The sequence below is a fragment of the Streptomyces sp. NBC_01235 genome (assembly GCF_035989285.1).
GTDB lineage: Bacteria > Actinomycetota > Actinomycetes > Streptomycetales > Streptomycetaceae > Streptomyces.
This window is the reverse complement of record NZ_CP108513.1, coordinates 8,222,813-8,248,766: the sequence shown is the minus strand read 5'-3', so window position 1 is coordinate 8,248,766 and position 25,954 is coordinate 8,222,813. Positions and strand designations below refer to the sequence as shown.

General features: G+C 71.2%; 26 protein-coding genes and 1 pseudogene. 6 read left to right on the top strand and 21 right to left on the bottom strand.

Annotation, left to right across the window (positions count from 1 at the left end):
• Positions 1 to 69 precede the first annotated feature (69 nt).
• The 9 genes from OG289_RS37195 to OG289_RS37155 all read right to left on the bottom strand — a co-directional run bounded on the left by OG289_RS37195 (position 70) and on the right by OG289_RS37155 (position 11,378).
• A complete protein-coding gene (locus OG289_RS37195; protein ID WP_327318409.1) occupies positions 70 to 2,628 on the bottom strand; it encodes a polynucleotide kinase-phosphatase in 2,559 nt (852 codons plus the stop codon).
• Entirely contained in the window at positions 2,625 to 4,109 is a 1,485-nt protein-coding gene (locus tag OG289_RS37190; protein WP_327318408.1) for a 3' terminal RNA ribose 2'-O-methyltransferase Hen1, read from the bottom strand. Before OG289_RS37190 ends, OG289_RS37195 begins: the two co-directional genes overlap by 4 nt.
• Before the next feature lie 108 nt (positions 4,110 to 4,217).
• Positions 4,218 to 5,204, bottom strand: coding sequence for a DUF4232 domain-containing protein (locus tag OG289_RS37185; RefSeq protein ID WP_327318407.1), 987 nt, complete (start codon positions 5,202 to 5,204; stop codon positions 4,218 to 4,220).
• A 92-nt stretch (positions 5,205 to 5,296) separates the two neighbouring features.
• A complete protein-coding gene (locus OG289_RS37180) occupies positions 5,297 to 6,220 on the bottom strand; it encodes an LLM class F420-dependent oxidoreductase (protein ID WP_327318406.1) in 924 nt (307 codons plus the stop codon).
• A 352-nt stretch (positions 6,221 to 6,572) separates the two neighbouring features.
• Complete coding sequence (locus OG289_RS37175; protein WP_327318405.1) at positions 6,573 to 7,805, bottom strand: GNAT family N-acetyltransferase; 1,233 nt, start codon at positions 7,803 to 7,805, stop codon at positions 6,573 to 6,575.
• Positions 7,806 to 8,038: 233 nt separating this feature from the next.
• Entirely contained in the window at positions 8,039 to 8,518 is a 480-nt protein-coding gene (locus tag OG289_RS37170; RefSeq protein WP_327320917.1) for a DUF6099 family protein, read from the bottom strand.
• A gap of 232 nt (positions 8,519 to 8,750) precedes the next feature.
• Positions 8,751 to 9,080 carry a nucleotide pyrophosphohydrolase gene (locus OG289_RS37165; protein ID WP_319343301.1) on the bottom strand — a complete coding sequence of 110 codons (330 nt, stop codon included), beginning with the start codon at positions 9,078 to 9,080 and terminating at the stop codon, positions 8,751 to 8,753.
• Positions 9,077 to 10,198, bottom strand: coding sequence for an ATP-binding protein (locus OG289_RS37160; protein WP_442819009.1), 1,122 nt, complete (start codon positions 10,196 to 10,198; stop codon positions 9,077 to 9,079). Before OG289_RS37160 ends, OG289_RS37165 begins: the two co-directional genes overlap by 4 nt.
• 784 nt (positions 10,199 to 10,982) lie before the next feature.
• Complete coding sequence (locus tag OG289_RS37155) at positions 10,983 to 11,378, bottom strand: cell division protein SepF (protein WP_327318403.1); 396 nt, start codon at positions 11,376 to 11,378, stop codon at positions 10,983 to 10,985.
• A 240-nt stretch (positions 11,379 to 11,618) separates the two neighbouring features.
• Here OG289_RS37155 and OG289_RS37150 point away from each other — a divergent pair, with 240 nt between their 5' ends.
• Positions 11,619 to 13,301: a hypothetical protein gene (locus tag OG289_RS37150; protein ID WP_327318402.1), complete on the top strand. Its 1,683-nt coding sequence runs from the start codon at positions 11,619 to 11,621 to the stop codon at positions 13,299 to 13,301.
• Positions 13,302 to 13,326: 25 nt separating this feature from the next.
• Here OG289_RS37150 and OG289_RS37145 read toward each other — a convergent pair whose 3' ends face one another.
• Complete coding sequence (locus OG289_RS37145) at positions 13,327 to 13,842, bottom strand: YceI family protein (RefSeq protein ID WP_327318401.1); 516 nt, start codon at positions 13,840 to 13,842, stop codon at positions 13,327 to 13,329.
• Between the two features lie 112 nt (positions 13,843 to 13,954).
• Between OG289_RS37145 and OG289_RS37140 the strand changes: the two genes are divergently transcribed.
• Together OG289_RS37140 and OG289_RS37135 are read left to right on the top strand one after the other, a co-directional pair.
• Entirely contained in the window at positions 13,955 to 14,515 is a 561-nt protein-coding gene (locus tag OG289_RS37140) for a MarR family winged helix-turn-helix transcriptional regulator (RefSeq protein ID WP_327318400.1), read from the top strand.
• An 88-nt stretch (positions 14,516 to 14,603) separates the two neighbouring features.
• Entirely contained in the window at positions 14,604 to 14,765 is a 162-nt protein-coding gene (locus OG289_RS37135; protein WP_327318399.1) for a hypothetical protein, read from the top strand.
• Positions 14,766 to 14,874: 109 nt separating this feature from the next.
• Here the strand turns inward: OG289_RS37135 and OG289_RS37130 are convergent, their stop codons facing one another.
• Both OG289_RS37130 and OG289_RS37125 read right to left on the bottom strand, forming a co-directional pair.
• Positions 14,875 to 15,549 (bottom strand): TetR/AcrR family transcriptional regulator, encoded by a 675-nt coding sequence (locus OG289_RS37130; RefSeq protein ID WP_327318398.1) that lies wholly within the window; start codon positions 15,547 to 15,549, stop codon positions 14,875 to 14,877.
• Positions 15,550 to 16,144: 595 nt separating this feature from the next.
• Positions 16,145 to 16,600: a hypothetical protein gene (locus OG289_RS37125; RefSeq protein WP_327318397.1), complete on the bottom strand. Its 456-nt coding sequence runs from the start codon at positions 16,598 to 16,600 to the stop codon at positions 16,145 to 16,147.
• A 322-nt stretch (positions 16,601 to 16,922) separates the two neighbouring features.
• Between OG289_RS37125 and OG289_RS49825 the strand changes: the two genes are divergently transcribed.
• Positions 16,923 to 17,138 carry a hypothetical protein gene (locus tag OG289_RS49825; RefSeq protein WP_442819008.1) on the top strand — a complete coding sequence of 72 codons (216 nt, stop codon included), beginning with the start codon at positions 16,923 to 16,925 and terminating at the stop codon, positions 17,136 to 17,138.
• A 68-nt stretch (positions 17,139 to 17,206) separates the two neighbouring features.
• Here the strand turns inward: OG289_RS49825 and OG289_RS37120 are convergent, their stop codons facing one another.
• From OG289_RS37120 to OG289_RS37110, 3 genes are all read right to left on the bottom strand, one after another.
• Positions 17,207 to 17,416, bottom strand: a complete 210-nt coding sequence (locus OG289_RS37120) for a DUF397 domain-containing protein (protein ID WP_327318396.1) — start codon at positions 17,414 to 17,416, stop codon at positions 17,207 to 17,209.
• Positions 17,398 to 18,240, bottom strand: a complete 843-nt coding sequence (locus OG289_RS37115) for a helix-turn-helix domain-containing protein (RefSeq protein ID WP_327318395.1) — start codon at positions 18,238 to 18,240, stop codon at positions 17,398 to 17,400. Before OG289_RS37115 ends, OG289_RS37120 begins: the two co-directional genes overlap by 19 nt.
• 456 nt (positions 18,241 to 18,696) lie before the next feature.
• The gene (locus OG289_RS37110) at positions 18,697 to 19,041 is read right to left on the bottom strand and encodes a winged helix-turn-helix transcriptional regulator (RefSeq protein ID WP_327320916.1); all 345 of its coding nucleotides are present in this window, start codon (positions 19,039 to 19,041) and stop codon (positions 18,697 to 18,699) included.
• Between the two features lie 138 nt (positions 19,042 to 19,179).
• On the opposite strand from OG289_RS37110, the gene OG289_RS37105 reads away from it, so the two are divergent.
• Positions 19,180 to 19,752 (top strand): carboxymuconolactone decarboxylase family protein, encoded by a 573-nt coding sequence (locus OG289_RS37105; RefSeq protein ID WP_327318394.1) that lies wholly within the window; start codon positions 19,180 to 19,182, stop codon positions 19,750 to 19,752.
• Positions 19,749 to 20,684: a PhzF family phenazine biosynthesis protein gene (locus tag OG289_RS37100; protein ID WP_327318393.1), complete on the top strand. Its 936-nt coding sequence runs from the start codon at positions 19,749 to 19,751 to the stop codon at positions 20,682 to 20,684. The genes OG289_RS37105 and OG289_RS37100 overlap by 4 nt, the downstream gene beginning before the upstream one ends.
• Here OG289_RS37100 and OG289_RS37095 read toward each other — a convergent pair.
• From OG289_RS37095 to OG289_RS37070, 6 genes and pseudogenes are all read right to left on the bottom strand, one after another.
• Positions 20,681 to 21,535, bottom strand: coding sequence for an urease accessory protein UreD (locus OG289_RS37095; protein WP_327318392.1), 855 nt, complete (start codon positions 21,533 to 21,535; stop codon positions 20,681 to 20,683). The genes OG289_RS37100 and OG289_RS37095 overlap by 4 nt on opposite strands.
• Positions 21,532 to 22,221 (bottom strand): urease accessory protein UreG, encoded by a 690-nt coding sequence (gene ureG / locus OG289_RS37090; protein WP_327318391.1) that lies wholly within the window; start codon positions 22,219 to 22,221, stop codon positions 21,532 to 21,534. Before ureG ends, OG289_RS37095 begins: the two co-directional genes overlap by 4 nt.
• Before the next feature lie 38 nt (positions 22,222 to 22,259).
• On the bottom strand, positions 22,260 to 22,934 hold the full coding sequence (locus OG289_RS37085) for an urease accessory protein UreF (protein ID WP_327318390.1): 675 nt from the start codon (positions 22,932 to 22,934) through the stop codon (positions 22,260 to 22,262).
• A gap of 103 nt (positions 22,935 to 23,037) precedes the next feature.
• Positions 23,038 to 25,044 carry an urease subunit alpha gene (locus OG289_RS37080; RefSeq protein WP_327318389.1) on the bottom strand — a complete coding sequence of 669 codons (2,007 nt, stop codon included), beginning with the start codon at positions 25,042 to 25,044 and terminating at the stop codon, positions 23,038 to 23,040.
• Entirely contained in the window at positions 25,041 to 25,481 is a 441-nt protein-coding gene (locus tag OG289_RS37075) for an urease subunit beta (protein ID WP_327320915.1), read from the bottom strand. The genes OG289_RS37080 and OG289_RS37075 overlap by 4 nt, the downstream gene beginning before the upstream one ends.
• A gap of 39 nt (positions 25,482 to 25,520) precedes the next feature.
• Positions 25,521 to 25,817 (bottom strand): annotated as a pseudogene (locus tag OG289_RS37070) (urease subunit gamma); the annotation flags it as partial.
• Between the last annotated feature and the right edge of the window lie 137 nt (positions 25,818 to 25,954).

The following is a 25,954-nucleotide window of genomic DNA, read 5'->3' as shown; positions in this document are numbered from 1 at the left end:
CGCCGTCCAGCCGGACGAAGGCGGCGCGGCACAGCTCCTCCCCCGCCGCGTCGAACCCCGCCGCCCCGCTCACAACCGCGGGTCCACCGGCTCCGACTCCAGGGCCAGTACCCCGAACACCGCCTCGTGGACGCGCCACAGGGGTTCGCCCTCGGCCAGCCGGTCCAGGGACTCCAGGCCGAGCACGTACTCGCGGATCGCCAGCGACCGTTTGTGGTTGAGGAAGCGGCCGCGCAGACGGGTGAGGTTGTCGGGGCGGGTGTAGTCCGGGCCGTAGATGATCCGGAGGTACTCGCGGCCCCGGCACTTGATGCCGGGCTGGACCAGGCGGCCGTCCTCGTCGCGGGCCAGCGCGCCGAGCGGCTTGACGACCATGCCCTCGCCGCCCCTGCCGGTCATCTCCAGCCACCAGTCGACGCCGGCCCGGACCGACTCGGGGTCGGCCGTGTCGACGTACAGGCGCCGGGTCGTCCGGAGCAGGCCCGTGGTGTCGTGTTCCACCAGGCGGTCGAGGAGCGACAGTTGTTCGTCGTGGGGCAGGGCCGCGAGGCTGCGGCCCTGGACCGCGAGGATCTGGAAGGGGGCCAGGCGTACGCCGTCCAGACCGTCCGTCGTCCAGCAGTAGCGGCGGTACGCCTCTGTGAACGCGGCCGCGTCCGAGGCGCGTTCACGCTGGCGGGAGAGGAGGTCCGTGACGTCGACGCCCCTCGCCGCCGCGCCTTCCAGGGCGGCCAGGGCACCCGGGAAGACGGCGCCGGACGCGGCGCCCACGGCCGCGTACTGCGAGCGGAGGAGGCCGGTGGCCTTCAGCGACCACGGCATCAGTTCGGCGTCCAGCAGGAGCCAGTCGGTGTCCAGCTCCGACCAGAGGCCCGCCTCGTCCACCGCTGTGCGCACGCGGCCGAGGATCTCCTCCGTCACCGTGCCGTCGTCGAAGAACGGGCGGCCCGTGCGGGTGTAGAGGGACCCGGTGGGGCCGTCCACTCCGAAACGCTTACGTGCTGTTTCCGCGTCGCGGCACACCAGGGCCACCGCCCTGGAGCCCATGTGCTTCTCCTCGCACACGACCCGGGCGACGCCGTCCCGCGCGTACTGCGCGAACGCCTCCGCCGGGTGCTCCAGGTAGCCCTCGATGTGCGACGTGGCCGTCGGGGCCATCGTCGGCGGGAGGTAGGGCAGCAGGCGCGGGTCGACGGCGAAGCGGCTCATCACCTCCAGGGCGGCGGCCGCGTTCTCCTCACGGATCGAGACACGGCTGTGGCCGTCGTAACGGGTTTCGACGATGCGTCGGCCGTTGACGTCCGCCAGGTCCAGCGGGCGGCCGTCGTGTCCGCCCGGCGCATTTGACCTCAGCGGCTTCGCCGGCTCGTACCAGACCTGCTGCGCCGGTACGTCGACCAGCTCGCGCTCCGGCCAGCGCAGGGCGGTCAGCTTGCCGCCGAAGACGGCGCCGGTGTCCAGGCAGATGGTGTTGTTCAGCCAGGTGGCCTCCGGGACGGGCGTGTGGCCGTAGACGACGGCCGCCCGGCCCCGGTAGTCCTCCGCCCACGGGTAGCGCACCGGCAGGCCGAACTCGTCGGTCTCGCCGGTGGTGTCGCCGTACAGGGCGTGCGAGCGGACCCGTCCGGAGTTGCGGCCGTGGTACTTCTCCGGCAGACCCGCGTGGCAGACCACGAGCCTGCCGCCGTCGAGGACGTAGTGGCTGACCAGTCCGTCGATGAACTCCCGTACCTCGGCGCGGAATTCGTCGCTCTCCGGCTCCATCTGCTCGATGGTCTCGGCGAGGCCGTGGGTGTGCTGGACCTTGCGGCCCTTCAGGTAACGGCCGTACTTGTTCTCGTGGTTGCCGGGGACGCACAGGGCGTTGCCCGACTTGACCATCGACATGACGCGGCGCAGGACGCCCGGGCTGTCCGGGCCCCGGTCGACCAGGTCGCCGACGAAGACGGCCTGACGTCCGTCCGGGTGGACGCCGCCGGTGTAGCCCAACTTGCCCAGCAGCGACTCCAGTTCTGCTGCGCAGCCGTGAATGTCGCCGATGATGTCGAACGGGCCGGTGAGGTGGGTCAGGTCGTTGAAGCGCTTCTCGGTGACGATCGAGGCGTTCTCGACCTCCTCGACGCCCCGCAGGACGTGCACCTTGCGGAAGCCCTCCCGCTCCAAGTGGCGCAGGGAGCGGCGGAGTTCGCGGGTGTGGCGCTGGATGACCCGGCGGGGCATGTCGGCGCGGTCGACGCGGGCCGCGTTGCGTTCGGCGCACACCTCTTCCGGGACGTCCAGCACGATGGCGATGGGCAGCACGTCGTACTGCTTGGCCAGGTCGATCAGCTGACGGCGGGCGTCCTGCTGCACGCTGGTCGCGTCGACCACCGTGCGGCGGCCGGCCGCGAGCCGCTTGCCCGCGATGTAGTGCAGGACGTCGAAGGCGTCGCGTGTCGCGCTCTGGTCGTTCTCGTCGTCACAGACCAGGCCACGGCAGAAGTCGGAGGAGATGACCTCGGTGGGCTTGAAGTTGCGGCGGGCGAAGGTGGACTTGCCGGACCCGGACGCGCCGATCAGCACGACGAGGGAAAGGTCGGTGACGGGCAGCACACGGCCCTGTTTCGTGGAAACCTGCGTCTCGGTCATGCTGCCTTCGCCTCCTTCTCGTTCACGTTCTCGGTGCCGGCCGTGCTCAGTTCGAAAACGGCCATCTGGGTGGGCGGGCCGACCTCCGGGTCGTCCGTGCCCACGGGCACGAACCCGACGTCGTAGCCGTGCCGTTCGGCGACCGTGGCCGCCCAGGTGCGGAACTCCTCGCGGGTCCACTCGAAGCGGTGGTCGCCGTGTCGGACATGGCCGGCCGGGAGGGTCTCCCAGCGGACGTTGTACTCGACGTTCGGGGTCGTCACGAGGACGGTCCGCGGGCGGGCCGAGCCGAACACCGCGTACTCCAGGGCGGGCAGCCTCGGCAGGTCGAGGTGTTCGATCACCTCGCTGAGCACGGCGGCGTCGTAGCCCTTGAGGCGGGTGTCGGTGTAGGCGAGCGAGCCCTGGAAGAGCCGGACGCGCGAGGCCTGCCGCTCCCCCATGCGGTCCAGCTTCAGACGGCGGGAGGCGATGGTGAGCGCCCGCATCGACACGTCGACGCCGACGATCTCGGTGAAACGCGGGTCCTTCAGCAGCGCCTGCACCAACTGGCCCTGGCCGCAGCCGAGGTCGAGGACCCGGGCGGCCCCGGACGCCGTCAGCGCCGTGACGATTCGCTCACGGCGCAGCACGGCCAGCGGGGTCGGGCGCTCCTCCGCCTCGGCCTCCGCCTCGACGGCGTTGTCGATCTCCTCGACCCCGCTGTCGTCGGCCTCGGCGAGCCGGACCAGCTCCAGCCGTTCCATCGCCTGCCGGGTCAGTGACCAGCGACGGGACAGGTAACGGCTTGTGATCAGTTTCTGCTGGGGGTGGCCGGGCAGCCAGCCCTCACCGGCGCGCAGCAGCTTGTCGACCTCGTCGGGGGAGACCCAGTAGTGCTTGGCGTCGTCGAGGACGGGCAGCAGGACGTACAGGTGGCGCAGGGCCTCGGCGAGGGTGAGCGTCTCCGATTCCAGGACGAGGCTCACGTACCGGGAGTCGCCCCAGTCCGGGAACTGCGGGTCGAGGGCCACCGGTTCGGCGCCGACCGTCCAGCCGAGCGGCTCGAAGAGACCGCGGACGAGGTCGGGTCCGCCGCGGGCCGGCAGCGCGGGCACCTCGACGCGCAACGGCCGTGGCTGTGCGGGGAGTTCGGGCCGTGCCGCGCACACACCGCGCATGGCGCTGGAGAACACGCCGCTCAGCGCGACCGCGAGCAGCGAGGAGGCCGCGTACGGGCGGTCGTTGACGTACTGGGCGAGGGCCGCGTCGGGAGCGCCGCCGCGGCCCTTGCCCTTGCCGCGCCTCACGAGCGCCACGGCGTCCACCTCCAGCAGCAGCGCCGCCGTGCAGCGCTCGGCCTCGGCCTCGGGATAGAGGACGTGGGCCTTGCCGTAGGAGGTGGAGAACGCCTGCGATTTGTCCGGATGCTTGTGCAGCAGGAAGCCCAGGTCGGTGGCGGGGCGCTCGGGGGTGCCGGTGGTGCTGATCGTCAGGAACACGGTGGGTTGCCTCGAAAGGGTTCGGAAGGAGCGAAAGCGCTGGTCGTGCGCTCGCGCGCCTCTCCAACGTACAGAGAACGGGTGAGGAGCACGCGGCATTTTCCCGCGCTACTGTTCGGCCCGTTTCCACGCACCGACACCCAGTTCTCCGGTGGTCCCGAGGTCGAGGTGCGGGGTCACCGTCACGGGGGCGGCGCCGGACTTCGCGCGGACGCGGACGTAGGGGACGTTCACGGCGGTCCCGGCGCCGGTGGTGTTGCGCCAGATCAGGCCGGAGACAGCGGTTTCACCGGGTTTCAGGGTGAGGGGGCCGGGCGGGTCGTCGTAACCGGTTCCGGTGGAGATGCTGTCGCCGCCGTGGAGGATCTTGATTCCGTCGACCGGCTCGTGGCCCTCGTCCAGGAGGGTCAGTTCCGGATAGCCGTTGAGGGTGTAGTCCTTCTGTCCGCAGTTCTCCAGGTGGAGTCCGACGACCCGCAGCCCCATGGCGGAGTCGCCCTCGTCGGACGTGAGCCGGATCCCCGAGGGCGGGCAGACGCCCGCCGCGGCCGGTGCCTCGGCCGCGGGGACCTTGGTCACCTCGCCGACCTCGACCGTCGTCACCCGGGACGCTCCTGGCGCGAGCACCCCCAGTCGGACGGTCCCCCGCACCGTCCGGCCCGCCCCCACCGAGCGCACGGTGACGTGCTGGTTGCTCATGACCTCGCCCGCGCTCGTCGTGAAGTCGAAGAGGACGGTGTATGTCAGCGCCTGGGTACCGGAGTTGGTGACCTCGTAGGCGGCCGAGATGCCGGAGTCGGTGGAGCCGGTGGAGCCGGTGGAGCCGGTGGAGCCGGTGGAGCCGGTGGGGAGAGGGTCGGCCCTGACGATGCCGTCGGACGGGGTGGAGGGACCGGAGGCAGCGGCCGAGGCGGACGGAATGGTCACCGAGGTGATCCGGACCCCGTCCACCGCGGGCTGGGTGACCTGGGTCCGCGGCGTCGAACCGCCCGCGCCGACACCGCCGTCCCGCGTCCCGGCGCGTTCCGATCCGCACGCCGTGAGAAGCAGTGCGGCGGCGACGGCGGCCGGGAGAAGGGGGGTTGGTCTGCGCATCCGGCCACCTCATCAGTGCCACGCCCGGCCGACTGTGACGGAAGCCACACCTCCGGTCACAGCCGTGTCACAGATGACACCGCCGCCTTCGCCTACGACAGCTGCGCCTGCACCTGGGTGGAGATCAGCTCCAGGTGGTCCAGGTCGTGCAGGTCGAGGACCTGGAGGTAGATCCTCCGGGAACCGGCCTCGATGTAGCGGCCGATCTTGTCGACGACCTCGGCCGGGGAACCGGCCAGCCCGTTGGTCTTGAGCTCGTCGACCTCACGGCCGATCGCCGCGGCGCGCCGGGCGAGCTCCTGGTCGTCCTTGCCGACGCAGACGACGAGGGCGTTGGAGAGCGTGATCGCGTCGGCGTCGCGGCCGATCTCCTCCGCGGCGGCCCGCACCCGGCCGAACTGCCGCTCGGCGTCCTCGATCGTGCCGAACGGCATGTTGAACTCGTCGGCGAACCGGGCGGCCAGGCGCGGGGTGCGCGTCGCGCCCGTGCCGCCGATCAGCACCGGGATCTTCGCCTGCGCGGGCTTGGGCAGCGCAGGCGAGTCGGTGAGGTCGTAGTACGTGCCGTGGAAGTCGAAGGTCTTGCCGAGCTCCGTGGCCCACAGACCCGTGACGATCTCCAGCTGCTCCTCCAGGCGGTCGATCTTCTCCTTCGGGAAGGGGATGCCGTACGCCGTGTGCTCCTCCTCGAACCAGCCCGCGCCCAAGCCCAGTTCGACGCGACCGCCGGACATCTGGTCCACCTGCGCGACCTGGATGGCGAGGACGCCGGGCAGCCGGAAGGTGCCGGCGGTCATCAGCGTGCCGAGGCGTATGCGCTTGGTCTCGCGGGCGAGGCCGGCGAGGGTGATCCAGGCGTCCGTGGGGCCCGGGAGGCCGCTCACCTCACCCATCTTCAGATAGTGGTCCGACCGGAAGAAGGCATCGAATCCGAGGTCCTCGGTGGCCTTCGCCACGGTGAGGAGGGTGTCGTAGGTCGCGCCCTGCTGGGGCTCGGTGAAGATACGAAGATCCATGCCTCAATCCTGCACGCCGGCAATCCCGTCAATCCCACCGGTCCCCCGAGCCTCGCCCCTCCCCGGTCGGGTGAATGACGCCCGTGCCGTGCGTGGGGGGTTGCCCCGGCCAGTGACCCGCCTCCGCGGTGATCATCGGCGTGGGCGGACGGGGCCGGACCGCCCGGCGCCCGCGCCCGGCTGGTCGGCGCCGGGACGTCACCCGCACAGGCCCTCCTCAGGGCGGGCCGGGCCGGGCCGAGCAGGCCGTCATGTCCGAAGAGACCGTGCCGCAGCAGGGCGGGGGCGCCGCCGCGGCCCAGCCGAAGGGGTTGTCGCAGCAGATGGAGGACCTGGGCCGGCGAACGCGCGGTCAGAACCAGTGCAGGCAGTGCGGGGAGCGCTCGGCGCGGAAGAGGGCGTCAGCGAGGGTGGCCGCGCCTGGGCGGTGGGCCCGGATGTGTCCGGCACGCACGAGCGTGCTGGGGGCGGTGCCGCCGAGGTAGACCGAGCCCAGGTCGCTCACGTCCAGGGACAGGTCGGGCTCCCGGTTCGTCGGGACGCAGTCGGCCTTGCTGTCCCGGACGGTCAACAGGTAGCGGCCGTGCTCGCCGAGGAACGGGTCCTCGACGTCGAGGACGAGCTCGCCGTCCATGAACCAGCCGCGCGCGGTCAGCGCACGCGGGACGTCCAGCAGCCGCACCCAGAGCCAGTCCATGTCGCCGCTCACCTCGCCGGCGCGGCGGTCCGCAAGCTGCCAGCGCAGCGGGTGCTCGGGCGGGACATTCTTGAACACGACCTTGGCGACCAGGTCGTGTCCGAGTACGAACCGGGCCAGGGCCGTGAAGACGGCGTCGTCGGTGGCGATGGTCTCGTCGACCGTCAAGGTGTTGGGCTCGTCGATCGAGTAGCTGGCGTACCCGTCCGGGACGCCGTCGGCGTCACGGTGGACGGCCACGTAGCGCGGCGCCGGCGAGATCGGGGGCTGCCCCGCGCGCAAGGCCCACCAGCGGTGCGGCCGGGACAGCGCGCCGGGCTGGGCGCGGCGATACCGGTCGTAGACCTCTTCCAGGATCTCGCCGCACTCGGCACGCCGCAGCACCTCGACCGAGCCGTTGTCCGAGCCGGTCGCTGGTGCGTCGGCCACTCCGCGCGCCCGGGGAACGGCGAGGGCGGCCTGGTGGCGCGGCACCGTCAGCCGCGCCGTGTAGGTCGCCGGTCCGTAGCCGAACCTGCCGTAGATCTGGGCCTCAGAGGCCAGCAGCACGGAGAGGAACTCCCCGCGTGTCCGCAACTCGGCGAGCTGATGCCGCATCATCGCGCTGAGCACGCCCTGGCGCCGGTGCGAGGGCAGAACGCCGACGGCGGTCACCCCGGCGGCCGGGACGAGCGTCTCACCGGGCAGGGTGAGCTCGAAGGAGTGCGCGGCGGCGGTGCCGACGGGCCGCCCGTCCGCCGTCAGGGCGAGCAGGCAGCGGTCCATTTCGAGCGCCGACCACCAGAGCCCGCCGCCCTCGATCGGGGTTTCCGGGAAGCGCCCGAACGCGGCATGGACGATGTCGACGAAGACGTCAAGGTCCTCATCGGCCGTGGAACGAATCTCCATTGCTGCCGCTGCCCCCTCGAAAACCCGGCACCACGACTCGTGGTGTCCGGCAACAGTGCAGCGTTGGCCCGTGGCCAGGGCAAGCGAATTACGGCCGGGCCCGCCGCCGGTCACAGCACAGCCTGGTCCCAGCCCGCCAGCATCCCGGCCCACCTCTGCCCTCTGCCGCCCCCTATGCCGCCCACCCCCGCTGCACACCGCCGCCAGTCACGTCCCGACTCACCTGCCCCGGCTCACCGCTCCGGCAGGGCGCCCTCTCTCTCCTCCCGTTCTTCTCTCGCCGCGAGCTTGCGCAGCATCTCCAGGACCCGGTCCCTGGACTCGTCCGCCGCGTCGATGGCCTCCATGCACTGCCAGTACGTGCCCTGGTCGTCCGCCGAGCTCGCCAGGCCGACCAGGGCGATGCCGACCTCGCCGAGCAGGCCGCCCAGGTCGAGCAGGGTCCGGCGGGCGTCGTCCAGTTCGGTGAGGCGGGCGGCCAGCAGGTCCCCGGGGTCGAGGTCCGGCGCGCCCAGCACACCGCAGCCTCTGCCCGCCAGTTCGGTCAGTCCCAGTGCCTCGCCGCGCAGTTCGGGCGGGCCCGAGACGGCGAGGCGACTGCCGATCGCCTGCGCAAGGGCCTGCGCCTGCCACACCTCCCTCAGGATCTCCGCTCCCCCGCCGCTTCCCGCGAGCACGCGCCTGCTCGTCAGGATGAGCCGCACCGCGTCCATGCGCTGCCCCCGTCTGTCCCGACGTGCTGCACGCACGTCCGCCCGAACACCCTTGTCCACTACCCAGAGTGAGGGCCTGTGGGGCAAAAAGCCAGAGGAAGACGGAAATCTGTGGACAACAAATCGATTTCGGTTCGCATGGTGACTGCGGAGAGTGAAAACGGATCGAACGGCTCCCGTCCGCGCCGCCGAACCGATGGATGGTTCCCGTCCGATGGGGGGCGCCGGGCCGTTACGGCGCCGGGAACCTGCGCTCGTTGCGGTCGATCTTCGCGTCCAGGGCGGCCAGCGGATCGATCCCGAGCACTTCGCACAGTTGGAGCAGGTACGCGAGCACGTCGGCGACCTCGTCCGTCACCCGGTGCGCGGTGTCGGGGTCGTCCATCACGCGCGCCGACTCCTCCGGCGTCAACCACTGGAAGATCTCGACCAGTTCGGACGCCTCCACGCTGAGCGCGGCGACGAGGTTCTTGGGGGTGTGGAAGGGCTGCCAGTTCCGCGCGGCCGCGAACTCGGCCAGTCTGCGCTGCAGCTTCGCCACGTCGAGGTGTTGTTCTGTCACGGACCCAGGTGTACCACCGTCACTCCGTCCGTCCGGGCGGCCCAGGACCCGTCGCCGACCGCGCCGACGCAGCGGATGTGCCCGCGCTCGGCCATGCGGACCGCCAACCGCAGCAGTTCGGCGCGCTGGCGCACGTCGAGACCCCGGTCGAGGCCGTCCGCGAGGAGGGTGAGGGTCTGCATCGCGGCGGGCACCTCGCCGGCCGGATCCACGTCGAGGACGCCCGGCCCGGTGAGCAGCACCAGTGCGAGGGCGACGTAGCGCAGCTCGCCGTATCCCAGTCGGGCGAGTTCCGTGCGGGTGCCGTCGGCGCGGTCGAGCAGCGCGCGGACCGTGCCGTCGGCCAGCGGTTCGGCGCGCAGGTCCACGACCGGCCGTCCGGCGGAACCGGCGGACAGCGCGGCCACCAGTTGCGCGTGCCGCCGGGCACACTCCTCGCGGGTGCGCCAGAGCACGTCGGCGAGGTTGTCGCAGCCGGAGAGGAGCCGCCCGGAGCCGGTGGGGACCGGGGAGCCCATCCAGTCGGGCTGCGGATCGCAGGCGAAGACGGACCGCAGGGCGACCACCATCTGTTCGGCGGCGGCGAGCACCTGCCGCTGTCCGTCGGTCTTTCCGGCCACCCGCAGCGGCAGCAGCGCGGTGCCGAGCCGGTCGTCGGGCAGCGGGGCGCGCGTCACCGGCGCGGAGCCGCCGGTGTGCCAGGCGGCCTGCACCGTGCGGCGCCCGGGATCGCGCAGGGCCGTCTCCAGCAGGACGACGCCCCCCGCGCTCAGCCGCTCCCCCACGATGCGCAGCTCGGGTTCGGCCTGCACGGCGACGTCGAGCAGGACCGGACCGCCGGGTCCGTCGGCCGTGCACCCGATGCGGAACCCCCGGCGGCGCTGGGCGTCGGGCCGCGCCCCCTGCGGCACGCAGGCGACCGGATCGGCGAACACCTCACCCAGCCGGGCCCCGCCCCCGAGCCGCGCCAACGCCTCGTACGCCCGCAGCGCACTGCTCTTGCCGCTCCCGCTGGCACCGACGAACAGCGTGACGGCCCCCAGCGGAAACCGGGCCCGCCGATGCCCCGCGAAGGCGGCGAGCCGCAACTCGGTGACGCACGGCCGGACGTATCGCACCGGGGCGGACGCCGCGCGAAGCCCGGCCGTCCCGGACGAAACACGTGGCCCCTCCGGGGACGACCCCTCCGCGGGCGGCCGCTCGACGGGCGGCCCCTGCGCGGGCACGGTACGAGAGGCATCCCCGGTGGGCGCCCCGTCGGACGCGGCGTGAGGTAACGGTGCGGAGGAGGCAAACGTCGAGGGCATATCCGGACGGTAGGACTCCGCCGCCAGGCGAACCGTTCCGCCCCGACAAGCTTCCTACGATCGAGCGACCACGACGGCCGAGAACGCCCTCGCCGGGCAGGGCGCGCACAGTGAGCGAGTCGGACGCGTGGGACGCGCCGGGCGTGGGCGACGCGGCGGGCGTGGGCGACGCGCCGGCACTCGCGACGCGACGGGCGAGCGCGACGCGACGGGCGGACAGGGCATGCGGGACGCGACGGCCGTGCGCCCGGCGTACGGAACGCGCCCCCGTCGCACAAGTGCGCTGAGGCACACACAAGCCATGCAGGGCGCGCCCGGCCGCGCGCGACGAAACGCGCCCCCGTCGCACAAGTGCGCTGAGGCACACACAAGCCATGCAGGGCGCGCCCGGCCGCGCGCGACGTACGAAACGCGCCCCCGTCGCACAAGTGCGCTGAGGCACGCACAAGCCATGCGGGGCACGCCGGGCGCAGACCTGCGGGGACGCGCCCGGTTGCGCAGCACGCCGGGCGCGTCCGGGCGTCGTCGCTCGGTGTCACCGGTCGGTGTCACCGGTCGTGTTACCGGTCGGTGTTGCCGCTCGGTCGTCCGCGCGTCAGGCCCCGGGAATCCCCGCCCCCTCCATGATTCCGCTGACCTCGGTGCCCGGCGGGGTCAGGAGGAAGACGTTGCGGTCGACCCGGTGCATCCCGCTGGCCAGGCCGAAGACGACCCCGGTGGAGAAGTCCAGGACCCGCTTGGCGGTGTCGGTCTCCGCGCCCGTCAGGTCGAGCAGCACCGGGATGCCCGCCATCAGCGTCTCGGCGACCTCGCGGGCGTCCGCGAAGACATTGACCCGCAGCACGACGAAGCGGCGCCGGGTCTCCGTCTCCGCGTCGGGGAGCGAGCGATGGTCCACCGCCGAGGGCCACGCGTCGCGGCCTCGCAACGGAACGACCTGAGCGAGCCCTTCCCACTGTTCATCGGTGACGTCGTAACGGTTCACCGGCACCCCCCGAACTGACTCGCCTTCAATGCGTGCACCAGCCAATTCTTACGCCAAGTCACCCGTTCGGCCCAACAGCGACACGGACCGCCACCGCCCGAGGTGGCGTACAACTGCCTCTTTCCCCCGCCACACCGGAATCTTCACCTCCAGGTGCACCGCGTTCATCAGCCCTGATTACGTTGCGGAACCGTGTACTTGGCAGAATCCCCGCTGGTGGCACCCGGCCGAAACCCAGACCCGGCGGTGTCCGCCCCTCAGGTGCCGGCCGAGCAGTGGCATCGCGTCCTGACTCTGCTCTCCGCTGTCAGCCTCTTCATCGGCACCCGGACGGTCTGGACGCAGGCGGCCGGTCACCGGCCGGCCGTGGCCGCGGCCATCTCGCTGTGCTACGCGTCGATCCTGGTCTGCGGGGTGCTCGCCCTGACGGCCCGGCGCGGCCGTTCGCCGGCCCGCGTCGACCTGTGCGTGCTGCTGACCGCCGTGACGCTCGTGCTGTGCGCGTGGGTGATGAACCCGCACGGCAACGACGAGGCGGTTCTCACCACCCAGGCGGCCCGGGGGATCGTCGACGGCGACCCCGTCTACGGACAGCCCTGGCCCTGGCTCTTCGGCCACGGCATCGCGCTCACCCCCACGATGCACGGCGGCTACGACTACACGTACGGCTATCCCCCGCTCGCCCCGCTGCTGACCGCGCCGCTGCTGTGGATCGGGCACGACGGCGCCCCGGCGACCGCCTTGGACACCGGCGCGCTCCTGATCGGCGCGGCGGTGCTGTGGCGGATGCTGCCGACGCCGTGGCGGCCGGCGGCGACCATGGTGTGCCTCGGGTTCTCCTTCCTGCCGATGTACGCGCGGCAGGGCTATCCGGCGATCGTGGCGCTGGCGCTGCTGATCCCGGTGGTGGTGCGCTGGCCGCGGATCGGGCGGGGCGGGCGGCTCGGCGGCGCCGGGATCGCTCGGGCGGCGTGTCTGGGTGCGGCGTGCGCCGCGCAGCAACTGCCTTGGTTCGTCACGCCGTTCCTGCTGGCCGGCCTCTACGCGCTGCGCCGCGGCGAGCTGGGCCCGCGGGCGGCGGCGGGCGTGCTGCTGCGGGTCGCCGGGGTCGCCGTCACCGTATGGCTGCTGATCAACACGTACTTCATCGTGCGCGAACCCCGGAACTGGCTCGGCGGGATCGTGCTGCCGCTCACCCAGGACGCGGTGATCCACGGTCAGGGCCTGGTGGGCGTCTCGCTGTACTTCACGGACGGCAGCGATCGGCTCGACTGGTACAGCCGTGCGAGCAAGCTGCTCGTGGCGGGGCTGCTGGTGCTGTTCGTGCTGTTCGTGCGGCGGCTCGGTCCGGCGGCGACCGTGCTGCCCTGGTGTGCCTTCTTCCTGGCGACGCGCTCCCAGGACGGCTACTACCTGCTGATGACGCCGCTGTGGCTGGCGGCCGCTGTCACCGCGCCCCTGTCGGAGTTCGCCGGGGCGTGGCAGCCGCGCCCGCGCCCGCTGGCGGGAGCGCACCGGCGGCCGGTCCGGATCGCCGCGGCCGTGTTGGTCGTCGTCCCGGCCCTGGCGAGTGCGACGGCCGGAGTGACGGGTACACCACCGCTGAACATGCGGGTCACGTCGGTCCGGCGTACCTCACCAACTGGCGTGTCACTGTTGACAGTTCGGGTCGAGAACACCGGCGACGACGCCCTCACGCCCCACTTCACGCTCACCACCGGCCAGGGCTTCGCCCCGTACTGGACGATCACGAAGGGCTCCCGCACGCTCCCCGCGCACACCACGGCCGTCTACGAACTCCGGCCGCCCTCAGGGAAGTTCCGCTTCCCGCGCCCCGGCGTACGGATCCGGCTGCGGGCCTTCACGGGGGCGCCGCAGACCCTGTCGAGCACGGACGTGGGCAAAACCCTCCGCCTGCCATCGCGCTGACGGCACGTCGGTTCAGGTCGGTTCATCACGCCACTGTGCGCGTGAAGCGGAGCGTGGTGGTGACGGTGGTCAGGCCGCGGATCATGCCCATTTGGTTCCAGCCCAGCCCGAACTCGCTGCGGTCCACGGTGAATTCGGCGTCCAGCGTGACGGCGTCGGCGTCCGCCTGGCTCAGTCGCGCGGTGAAGGACTGGGGCCGGCTGATGCCGCGCACGGTCAGCTGACCGGACACCTTCACGGCCCCGTCGGCGCCGAGCGCGGCGGAGCGCACCGCGAAGGTGATCTCGGGGTGGTTGTCGGCGTCGAAGAAGTCCGCGCCGCGCAGGTGCGTGTCCCGCTTGGCGTTCTTCGTGTCGAGGGAGGCCGCGTCCAGGGTCAGGGTGCCGGTGGCGGCACCGTCGGCGCCCACCTCGCCCCCGCCGCTGACGGCGGTGAAGACGCCCTTGACGGTGACCAGGCCCCACATCGTCTTGTGCTTCAGGGCGACGGTGGAGGCGCCCGCGTCGAGCTGCCACAGTCCGGTTTCCACGGCGACGGTCATGGCGTTCTCCTTGGTGGTCCAAATTTGGATGAGGATGCGGGGCCACGCTATCGGGTAATCCAAAACTGAACAACAGGTCATGCAAATTTGGACTACGGATACACTCGAAGCTATGGCAGACCCCGCTGACCACCCCGCCGACCTGCCCGCATGCCCGTCCGCGCAGGGCGCCGGAAGCGGTCTGCTGCCGCCCGAGCTGCGCGGCTGGATGCTGCTGCTGGCCGCGACGGGGGCGGTGGAGCAGCGGCTGCGGTCAGTGGTCAAGGAGCGGCTCGACGTCTCGCACGACGAGTTCCTGGTCCTGTGCCTGTTGGCGGAGCAGCCCCGGGAAGGCCTCCGCATGACCCGGATCGCGGAGCTGCTGGGGCGCCCCAAGACCCGGCTGACGTATCAGATCGCCTGCCTCCAGCACGCCGGCCTCGTCACCCGCCAGTCGGTCTGCGGCGACAAGCGCGGTGTCGGGGTGGCCCTCACCGACAAGGCGCGCCGGCTGTTGCGGGAGGCGTCGGCCGTGCTCGCCGAGACGGTCACCGAGGCGCTGGCCCACGTCATGGGTCCCGAGCAGTGCGCCGCGCTGAGCGGGCTGCTGCCGGACGCGGCCACGGAGGAGGCGCAGGCGCAGGAGTCGGCACAGGAGTCGGCGGAGCCGGAGCCCGCCGCAGCCTCCGACTGAGCCCGGCCGGCAGCTCCGTCCCGAACAAGGCCCCTTGGCCGCCGGCCGCGCCTGCGCGATCGAAAGCGGCTGCGTCCCCGGACGTGGCGTGAACCGTGACGCCTACCGGGGCGTCCGGTGGGTGGCCGGCCTGGACTACTACGTGGGCGGCAAGGCCTCCGGGGGACCCTTCGTCGCGAAGGGCACGGTGATCGCCACGGCGACCCGTGTCTCCACCGGGATCGTCGACGGGGCGGGGCAACGCGGCTGACGGCGTCGTGGACACCGCGCCCGGAAGTGCCGGGCAGGACCGCGAGGACGATCAAGCCGACGCCCGGCTCGGCAGCCGTCCCCCGGTCACCGGCGCGTCTCGACGTGGCTCAGACGCCGCCCACCGGCTCCCCGCCGGTCGTCGTCGGCGCGTCGTCCGCGGCCTCCGCCCGCCGGACGTCGGCGGCCACGGCCCGAGCCCGCCCCTCCGGCACGCCCGCCGCGACGAGCGTGGCGACGGCCGTCCGCGTCCCGTCGTCCTCCAGCGCCCCGGTGTTGACCTGCTCCAGCAGCGCGATGTGCATCCCCTCCAGCCCGGCGCTCAGCACGGCGGGCGGCAGCTGCGTGTGGAACACACCGTCGCGCTGCCCCCGCGCCAGGATGGCCGTGACCTCGTCGCGGGCGGGGGCGAGGATCTCGGCCACCCGCTCCAGGCCCAGGTCACGCTGGGCCAGCGCGAGGAGCAGCCGGTAGCGGTCGCCGACCGGCCAGAGCGCGTACACGAAGTGCGCGAGCGCCCGCTCGGCCGGCTCCTGAGGCCTGGCCGCGTCCGCCAGCACACCGTGCAGCGCTTCGGACGCCTCCTCCGCGAGCGCCTCCAACAGTGCGGCCCGCCCGGGAAAGTGGCCGAAGAGCGTACGCCGTACGACACCGGAGGCCCGCGCGATCTCCTCCAGGGTGACGTCCGGATTCCGGCCGAGCTCCTGACGGGCCGTGGCCAGGATGCGCGCCCGGTTGGACCGCGAATTGCGCCGCTGCGGCTCGCGGGCCACGGAGTGGGTCACGGGAAACCTCGGTGGTTCGGTACGAAACGAAGAGGCGCCCATTCTGGCGGATCACCGCCGCGGAGGCGACCCGGGGGCGCCCGGGGGTCGACGATCACCTCTGCGCACCGAGCCCGTCCGCGGTGGGCGCGGCGCGGCAGCCGCCACCGGACGGCTCGACGTTCCCGGGCTCGCCGAAGAGGCCCGCGCGCAGCACCCGCCCGTTTCAGCCTGGTCCCGGTCCCGTCGTATGTCCCGACCCCCGCCAAGTTCTTCGAGGGCGACCGGCAGATGGAGCAGGGCAAGCACGGCCTCACGGACGACGACCTGCGCGCCTGGCGCCCGGCCGCCGCGGTTCGAGGTCGCCGGACAGGCAAGTAGGAACCCGGCGAGCCCATGCGGAAGCCCGGACCGCCTGGTCCGGGCCTCGGCGCGACGTCACTCGCCCCCCACCTTGATCCAACCCGAGACGGGCCGCCGGCGAAACCGGCGGACCGCCACGAGGGTTCGGACCAACGGATTTCGCGAGCCTCGCCGACGGCACTCGCCGATTCCTCAGCAGCCTGACGGCGCACTACCCGGTGTCGCAGTACTGGGCGGTGATGTAGCGACAGAACTACCCGACATACTGGGTAAAAACGCCAGGCGCGCAGTATCCGACGTGGATGCTGCCGTCGCTGGCCCGGACCAGTATGCATTCCTGGAGTTCCCAATAACGCAGGCTGGAGGCGAAGTTGTAAGCGCCTATCGGCACGCTCTGGCCGGCGCCCAAGGTGTTCCACACCTCTTCGTAACGCACTCCCCCATCGGCATACACTGCCTTGATCTTGAATGCGGCACCCTTGCCGTCACTGGCGGTGTCCTTCAGCTGGCCATCGAGATTCCAACGACCGTCCGAGCCCTTCCAGAAGCTGCCGTGCGCCCAGGCCCCTCCGATGTCCCCCGTGGTCGGCGTCAGGTCGTACCCGGTGGCCGCGTGGGCCGAGCCGGAGAAGGAGATGATGAGTCCGGCGGCCGCGGCTGCGATCACCAGCTTGCTCCGAACACCTCTGAGCGTGATGCCCTTGACCATGACAGTCCTCCTGGATGTTGATGGTGTGGCTGGGAACGGCGCCCCGCCTACCGGGCAGACCCAGCTGGGTGGACGACACGACAGGAGCTCAAGGCAATGTCCCCCGCCCGATGAGCCCGTCCCACCCCCCACAGGGTTGGAGCCCGCCCGAGGCGATGTTCCCTCGGTGCTTAGAAAGCTAGAGCAAGGGTCGTTCCCCTCTCGCCCAACCATCGGTTGAACTGCGCCTGCAACCAGGGTGGTTGCCCATGTACCACCAGGGGTGTAGCTGTGGTTGAAGACCGGGTGGAGCGATCGCTCCGGGCCTACGGTTGGAGCGGGCATGGCCAACTCCGCCATCGCCCGGCGACTCGTACTCAGCACAGCGACCATCAAGACACAGGTCCACCGCTGCATGAGCAAGCTCACGCTGAACAGCCGGGCCATGCGGTCGTCTTCGCGTACGAGACCGGACCGATCTCCCGCGGCCCCGCAACCTGGGATACGGAGAACACCTGATCGAGTGTTTGCTCCGCCGGGATCCGGCCTTGACGGATGATCACGCTCAGTGCTCGTCCATGGAACGGTCCCGCGAACCGACGCCCGCGGGACCGTTGCCTTGTCTGATCAGTCGCTCAACTGCCGGTTCCTGATTGCCGAAACGAAGGAGGTCCACCCGCCAGCAGGGAACACAAGCACCGGGCCGTGGGGAACCTTGCTGTCCCGTACCGGGACGGCAGCGGCGAAGTCGTCAGAGACCTCGACGCACGCGCCACCGTCCGGGTTGCTATAGCTGCTCTTTCGCCAGGTCGCGACGGTCAAGTCGAAAGGTCGCACGGCACTTCCTCCAACATGCGCAGGATGAACTTTCGCGACTCGCCAGGGGGCAGGGCCATGTCGCGCACCACATCGTAGGCACGCTGCAAGCGCTCGACCCTCGCACTTTCTTCGACCAGCTCACCCCAGTGAGCATTCTCGGTGTAAGCAACAGGCCGCCCATCCGCAAGGCGTAGGAACCACACGTCGGTGCCGACCAAGCCGTGCACTCCTGCGCTCTGCAGCAGCACCTGGACGGTGACGGACTCCCTCTCCGCCATCTCTGCCAGGTACTCCAGCTGCGCGCGCCACTCAGCCACGTCCCGCAATGGCGTCCGCAACACCGCCTCCGACAGGATCGTCCGGAACGGCGGTGCATCCTGGCCCTCCAGCAACTCCCGCCGTCCCATTCGCGCCTCGGTCTGCTGCTCCAGTTCCTTCCCCTTCAGGCCGCCGACCGCCAGAACCTCCCGCGCATACCCCGGCGTCTGCAACAACCCAGGCAGCACACTCACCGCGAAGTGCCACAAGCTCACCGCCTCCGCCTCCAGCGCCATGTACCGCCGGTACCGCTCCCGGAACTGCGTATGGTCCCCGGCGGCCAGCTCCCACAGCGCCAGCAGCAGCCCCGGCGTCCCGTAGTGCTGGTCCAGCGCCTGGACGACCTCCGGGCTGCCGAGCGTCTCGCCCTTCTCCATCTTTCCGAACAACGACCAGTCCCAGCCCAGCCGTTCGCCGAGGGCCCGCAGGCTTGTTCCGCTCCCCGCCCGTAGGGTCCGCAACTCCTCGGCGAACCGCTGACGGGGTTCCTGGCTGCGGCCGGTGATGACGCGTCGCTGCGGCATACCGCTGCTCCCTCCGGGACGTGCGCGTGAACGATGTGGAACGTGTGGAACCACCTGCGCGCGGCGGGGAGGCATCGCCCCGTCCACACCCCGGTCGCCCGCATCCGGACGCATCTTCGTAACGACCGGACTACACAGCGTAATTCAGCCAGCACAGGCCGGTCATGGAAACAGCGGAACCACACCGCCAACCACACCGACGAGGACCCACACGACCCCCACACCGCACGCTCCCCGAACCCCCGGCACCCCCAAAGACCCAGGAAGACCTCGAAGCCCGCGACGCCCTCGCCGCCGCCCTACCCCAGGCCGGCATCCAGCTCCCCGCGATGGGCTCGAAGGAGGAGCGCTGCGTGCGGCATGCCCGAGAAGCCCCCGACGCGTAGCGGCGCAACGCCCGGGCGTGCGAGACCTTCGCGCCATCGCCCATGCGTCCGACCACAGGACCTTGGCGGGTCAATCCGCCTGCTCGGCCTGGCCGTCCTGCGCCTGGGCCTGCGCCTCCGCCTCCGCCTCCGCCTCCGCCTCCGCCTCCGCCTCCGCCTCCGCCCAGATGGTCGCCCACTCGTCGAGCGGACGGAGGGCGTGGCCAAGGGCTACGCCCAGCTGGGTGAGCTCGTAACCATCGGCCGAGGGAGCGATGATCCCTCTCGACGTGAGTTCGCGGAGCCGCTGGTAGAGCACGCTGGACGACAGGCCTTCGCACCGCGCGAGCAGTGCGCGGGCACCGAGCGGGCCGGCACGCAACTCCCAGAGGATTCGCAGCGCCCAGCGGCGACCGAACAGGTCCATCGCGGCCATGATCGGACGACCGGTCGTGGAGCCACGAACCGGCGTTCCCGGGCGCGGTGTCGGCATGCCCCTCCTTGCGTTTCGTTATTAGAAACACTAGCATCCATTCGCGTTTCTGATTTCGAAACAAGCGCAACGGGAGGGCCGATGCCGCGGATAGTCCCGCTGGAGCCGCCGTACACCGACGAGGTCGGCGCACAGCTCGCGAGCATGATGCCTGGGGGAGCTCCGCCGATCGGGCTGTTCCGGATGTTCGCCAGAAACCTGCCGATGACCAGCGCCATGCACGGGTGGGGGCGCTACGAGCTGGGGAGGCAGCTGACCCTGACCATGCGGGCACGTGAGATCGTCATAGACCGGACGTGCGCGCTGTGCGGCTGCGAATACGAGTGGGGCGTGCACGTGATGACCTACGCCGAGCGGGTCGGCCTCACACGCGAACAGACGGCGTCGCTGGTCCACGGCGGCCCCGCCGACGAGTGCTGGACGTCCGAGCGGGAACGGCTGCTCATCCTCGCTGTCGATGCGCTGCACGAGTATTCCGACATCGACGACGCACTGTGGGCACGGCTCGCATCGGTCTTCAGCGACCTCCAGTTGCTCGACCTGCTCCTGCTGTGCGGCTGGTACCACGCCATCAGCTTCGCCGCGCGAGCCGCGCGGGTGCCGCACGAGCCCGGCGCGCCTCGCTTCGCCGACGTCCTCCCCCGCGTCCGGTGAGTCGCCCTTCCCGTCCGTCGGCGGGCCGCCGCGACCTGCCCATCACGATCGTGCACGCGTGCCTGCGCGAAGGCGGTGGTGGCAGCCCAACCGCAGTGGTGGACGAGGCCTCGTCGCCCTTGGCCGACAACCTGTTGGCCGACGACGAGCGCCGCGGCGTGCCGGCCCTGGCCGGCACGTCCCACGCGGTCTTTCTCTCGGCTGATCATGATCGGGTGGACAGGAGCGGGAACGACCGGCCCGTGGTCTTGGCGCGCTTCTTCACCGCGGAAGGGGAACTGCCCGCGTGCGGCCACGGCACCGTGGCCGCCCTGGCCTTCCTCGCCGAGCACGCGGGCGGCGAGGAGTACCGGGTCGACCTGCGTGTGTCGGGGCGAGTCATCGAGGGGCGCACAGTCCGCGAGGCGTCGTCGTCCGTCGAGGTCGTCTTCGAGGCGGGGCCGGTAGGCCTGCGTGAGACCTCGGCCGGCGAACTCGCGGTGCTCCTCCCCGCTTTGGGGCTCCCCGCGGAGGCCGCATCCGGAGCCTGCATCGCCACGCTAGGACGTCCACGGCTGCTCGTCCCCGTCACTACCCGGTCCGCTCTCTCCGCACTGGCCCCGGCCCCCGACCGGCTCGCCGCCGCTTGTGACCGCCTGGGCCTGCTGGGCTGCTTCGTCCACTCTCCGATGTCGGCCTCGGGCCGGGCCGCGGCCCGCATGTTCGCCCCGTCGATCGGCGTACCGGAGGACATCGCCAACGCGAACAGCTCCGCCTGCCTGGCCGCCCACCTGCTCGCCCGTCAGGGCACCACCGAGATCGCCGTCGACATGGGCGAGGCCTTGGGCTGTCCGTCCACCATCACCGCCGGCGCACGCCACACTTCGTCGGGGGTTGTGGTTGACGTCACCGGCACCGCGAGGACCGGGCAAGTACTCGACCGTCCTCGCTAGCGGGCGAGGGCGTGTGCGTACGCCTCGTCGAGCAGTTCCCGCAGCGTCGAGGTGGTGGGTGCGACGGCGGTGGCGAGCAGTGCCGGGCCGCCGGCCAGCGGGGCGAGGACGGCACAACCGTCCTCGATGCCTTCGCCGAGGAGCACGGGGTCTCGTCGGACGTCGAGGCGCGGATCCACGACCAGGATCTGGCCGACGGCGCGGTGCGTGTTCAGGACGGCCGGGCCGTCCCAGCCGGACCCGGGCACCCCGTACACCGTGTGCTGGTCGAGGAGTGGGCGCCCGGCGCGGTGGACCAGGATCCGGCTGACGAGGCGTCCTGGTTCCTCGCCTGCCCGGCCCAGGAGTTGCTCTTCTCGCAGCACGAACCGTGCGGTGGCGGCGAGTTCGACGGTGTACGTCTGCCTCAGATTGCTGCCGGCGGCGCTGATCAGGGGCTGCGGCAGCCAGCGCAGACGGGCGTGTTCTCCGGCGGTGAGCCGCACGTCGTAGGTGGCCGCTTCGGTGGTGGGGCCGCGCAGGGCGAGCGTGGCGGCGGCCGTGGTGACCTCCAGCTCGGCCCGGTCCTCGGCGGTGATGTCGAGGGTGAGCCGGTCGCCGCCGAGGGGGGCGCTCATCGCGCCGATGATCCCCACCGTGGCGGCGCTCCCGCCGGTGCGCAGGCGCCGCAGGTGGAAGGGTCCGTCGCTGCGCAACTGCGGGAGGGTGGTGACGCGTCCGTTGTGCGCGGCGCGGATCCGGGCCGTGGCACGCACGCCGTCGGGGTGGCCGGCGGGCTCCTGGGCGCCGGCTGGGGGTACGTCGAGGCCGGGCGTGGCTCGGGGGGAGGGGAGTGCGGAGGAAGGGCTCATACAGCTGCCCCGGCGCGCCACCGGGTGAGGTGGCCGGTCACCCAGTCGGCGACTTCGCGGATGCCGTCGTCGGAGGTGAGGGCGGTGAAGATGACCGGAAGGTCGCCGCGCTGTCGTTTCGCGTCGACGGCCATGGCATCCAGGTCGGCGCCGACGTGCGGGGCGAGGTCGGTCTTGTTGACGATGAGGAGGTCGGCGGTGGTGATGCCGGGTCCGCCCTTGCGGGGGATGTCGTCGCCGCCGGCCACGTCGATGACGAAGATCTGCACGTCGACGAGGCCTTTGGAGAAGGTGGCGGTCAGGTTGTCACCACCGGACTCGACGAGCACCAGGTCGAGGGGGTGCAGGGTCGCTTCCAGGTGCTCGACGGCTTCCAGGTTGGCGGAGATGTCGTCGCGGATCGCGGTGTGCGGGCAGGCGCCGGTCTCGACGGCGGTGATGCGCTCGGGCGGCAGGACGGCTTCGCGCAGCAGGTACTCGGCGTCCTCGCGGGTGTAGATGTCGTTGGTGACGGCGGCGATGCACCAACGGTCGCGCAGGGTGCGGCAGAGCGCGGCGACGGTCGCGGTCTTGCCGGAGCCGACGGGGCCGCCCAGGCCGACGCGGAGGGCACGGCGGCTGCCGTCGGGCCGGGTCGCCGAAGCGCTGGGAGTGTGCTGGTGGGGCAGAGAGTGGTCGAGGTGCATGGCGACTCCGTTGGGACATTCGGGTGTTCGGGTGGTGGTCAGGAGGCGAAGAACCGGACGGTCCAGGCGGCGTGCTGCTCGGCGGTGATGTCCAGCAGGGGTGAGGAGGCCGACGGCAGGGCGTCGATGCCCTCGGTCATGGCGCGGGTCGCGGCGTCGGCCGCGGCTGCTGCGACGTCGTCGGTCTCGGGGCCGAGACGGGCCAGCAGCCCCGAGGCGTCGAGGGGGTCGAGGCTCAGCAGGCGCACCGCCGCGGTGGCCGGGCCACCGATGCTCTCGTACGCGGCGGCATGAGCGGCGTCCACCGGGGCAAGCCCGGCGGCGCGGGCGGCGAGTCCCAGGACGATGGGCTGGTGGGCGCCCTGGGGACGCGCGGTGGCCAGTTGCTCGAGTTCGGCCGACGGGAAGGTGGCGCGAGCCGCGCGCAGCATCTGGCGGCCGAGCCTTCGGGCGACGGCCCGTAGGGCGGGGGCGGGGGTGCGCGCGTCGGCGGCGTCGTCCAGCAGCAGCGGGTCGTGTCCGGCGGCGGCTGCGGCGGCCAGCCCGGCCGTCGTCAGACCGGTCGTGTGCAGACGCCCGCGGCAGAACGCCTCCAGGCTGTCGGCGTCGTGTACGGCTCCGTGGGCGACCGCGGCCTCGACGCCGCCGGAGTGGGCGTGCCCACCGGCGGGGAAGCGGCCGTCGGCCAGGAGGAGCAGGGCTGCGCGGCTCATGGGCGAGCGGCTGCCTTTCGCGGGGTGGAGGGTGACGCGGTGGCCCGGACGGGCAACCGGGGCCGGCCGTCGCGGCGGCGCCGACGGCCGGGCAGATTCCGGATCAGAAGAGGAAGTACCGCTGTGCCAGGGGGACTTCGGTGACGTAGGAGCGCGGTACGGTCGCACCGTTGAGTTCGGTGCGGGCGTCGCTGGTCGTCGCACCGCCGATGGTGACCTCGAAGCTGTTGTGGTCGACTTCGAGGCTGTCCGGCACCGTGTCGTTCAGCTTCATGTCTTTCTTCTCGACGTTCCGGGTGTCCGAGATCTCGACGAACTTCTTGCTGAGTCCGAGCCCTTCCGTCTTCACCCCCGTGACCTTCTTGCCGCTGTCCTCGGTGAGGACGAACCGGGTGTTCAGCCGGTCGGCCACGCCCGGCGCGGCGAAGTTCACCGAGTTGCTCCCCGGGGCACGCCCGGTGGAACCCCAGACCGGCCGCGGCAGGTAGGGCTGTGGCGTCGTGATCGAGGCGTTGGCGTCGCCGACCTGCGCGTAGGCGAGCTGGCCGCCCTTGAGGACCATGTGCGTCCTGACGCCGAAGAACTTCGGCTCCCACAGCACCAGGTCGGCCAGTCTCCCCGGCTCCACCGAACCGACGTGACCTGCGATGCCGTGGGTGATCGACGGGTTGACCGTGTATTTGGCGACGTACCGGCGCGCCCGGTAGTTGTCGTTCGGCTTCAGCCTGTCCTCGTTGAAGGCGTGCTTGTTGTTCTTGTTGTTCTTGTTGTCCTCGCGGATCGTTCGGACTTTCGCGCTCTGCAGGTCTTCGGGCAGCGCACCGTAGCGGCACTTCATGACGTGGGCGGTCTGCCAGGTGCGCATGATCATCTCGCCGATGCGCCCCATCGCCTGGGCATCCGAGGACATCATCGAGATGGCGCCCATGTCGTGGAGGAGGTCCTCCGCCGCCATGGTGGACGGCCGGATGCGGGAATCCGCGAAGGCCATGTCCGCCGGGATGTCCGGGTTGAGGTGGTGACACACGACCATCATGTCGACGTGCTCCTTGACGGTGTTCACCGTGAAGGGCCGGGTGGGGTTGGTCGAGGCGGGCAGAACGTTCTTCTCCTTGACCAGCTCGATCATGTCCGGGGCGTGGCCCCCTCCGGCGCCCTCGACATGGAAGACATGGACAGAACGCTTCCTGAAAGCAGCCTTGGTGCTCTCCAGGAAGCCGGACTCGTTGAGCGAGTCGGCGTGCAGGGCGACCTGGATCCTGCGCTCGTCACAGACCGCCAGCGCCCTGTCGATCACCGCGGGCGTGGCACCCCAGTCCTCGTGAATCTTGAGGCCGATGACGCCGGCGTCCACCTGCTCGTTCAGAGCCTGGACGTTCATCGTGCTGCCCTTGCCGAGCAGCCCGATGTTGACCGGGTACTCGTCCAGGGCCTCGAAGAGTCGGGTGATGTGCCACGCGCCCGGGGTCACGGTGGTGGCCGTGCTGCCCTCGGCGGGGCCGGTGCCGCCGCCGATGAGAGTGGTCACGCCCGAGGCCAGGGCCTCGTGGATCTCCCCGGGGCAGATGAAGTGGACGTGGGTGTCCACGCCCCCCGCGGTGAGGATCCGGCCGTTGCCGGAGATGACCTCGGTGCTCGGGCCGACCACGAAGTTCGTCGCCTTCACCGGCAGCCGCTCGCCCGCCTGTTCACGAGCGGTTTTCTCGAACGCCGGGATCGGGTCCATCGTCTCGGGGTTGTACGCCTTGCCGATGGCGTGAATCCTGCCGTCTCTGATGCCGACGTCGGCCTTGAGCACACCCCACCAGTCGAGGATCAGCGCCCCCGTGATGACCGTGTCAACGGGAATGCGATCCTTTGTGCCGCCCCCGTCCCTGGGGATGTGGGACATGCCCATCGACTCCCGGATCACCTTCCCGCCACCGAAGATCATCTCGTTGCCGCTGTACCGGGGTCCGCCGCTCCAGTCGGCTTCGATCTCGACGGTGAGATCGGTGTCGGCGAGGCGGACACGGTCCTTGGTGGTGGGCCCGTACAGAGCGGCGTAGTCCGCCCGCTTCAGCACGTTGCTCTGCCTCTGCCGGCCTGTCTGCCCCTGCTGGCTGTTCATCGGACGATCCCCTTGCGCAGTCCCTGGATCTTGCGGGTGTCGTTCCTGGCATCGCCCTCGATCTTCACCAGCTCGACGCAGCACACGTCTCCTGGCTCGAACCTCACGGACGTGCCCGCGGCGATGTTGAGCCGTCGCCCCTTCGCCTCGGCGCAGTCCTTGAGTGGTTCGTCGCTCACGGACGTGCCGACGGGGTTCTCGACCACCTTGAGGCCGGGGTTGACCTCGGCGAAGTGGTAGTGGGAGCCGACCTGGACGGGACGGTCGGACGTGTTCCTGACCTTGATCGTCTTCCTGTCGCCCTGCAAGTGCTCGTTGAACGCGATCGCCTCATGCCAGGACGTGGCGTCCGCGCACTCGTCGCAGCATGCGGACGAGTCGGTGTCGTCGCAGTCGACCGGGCACTTTGGCCTGCGCGCCGGCCGGGGGTGCTCCACCTTGCCCGGGTGGACCTCGGGCTCCTGCGTGGCTTCCGGGAGGGGGTCGTGGATCGTGACCAGCTTGGTGCCGTCCGGGAAGGTCGCCTCCACCTGGACGTTCTTGATCATCTCCGGGACGCCGTCCATCACGTCGTCACGGGTGAGCACCCGTCGGCCCGAGTCCATGATGTCGCTGACGGTCCTGCCGTCGCGCGCCGCCTCGAAGACGTGAACGGTCAGCAGGGCCATGGTCTCGGGGTAGTTGAGAAGCAGCCCCCGGTCGCGGCGCTTCCCCGCTACGTCGGCCGCGACGTGGATCAGCAAGCGCTCCTGCTCATGCGGAGTCAAGTGCACGGTGAACCAATTCTGTTGGTCGGATGGTGCGTGCGGCCGGGCAGGCCGAGGTCACGGGCAACGCTCCCCGGACGGCAGCGGACGCTCCTCGATCATCAGCGGGCCAGGACGGCGAGACGGCCGAACGGCGGGGGATC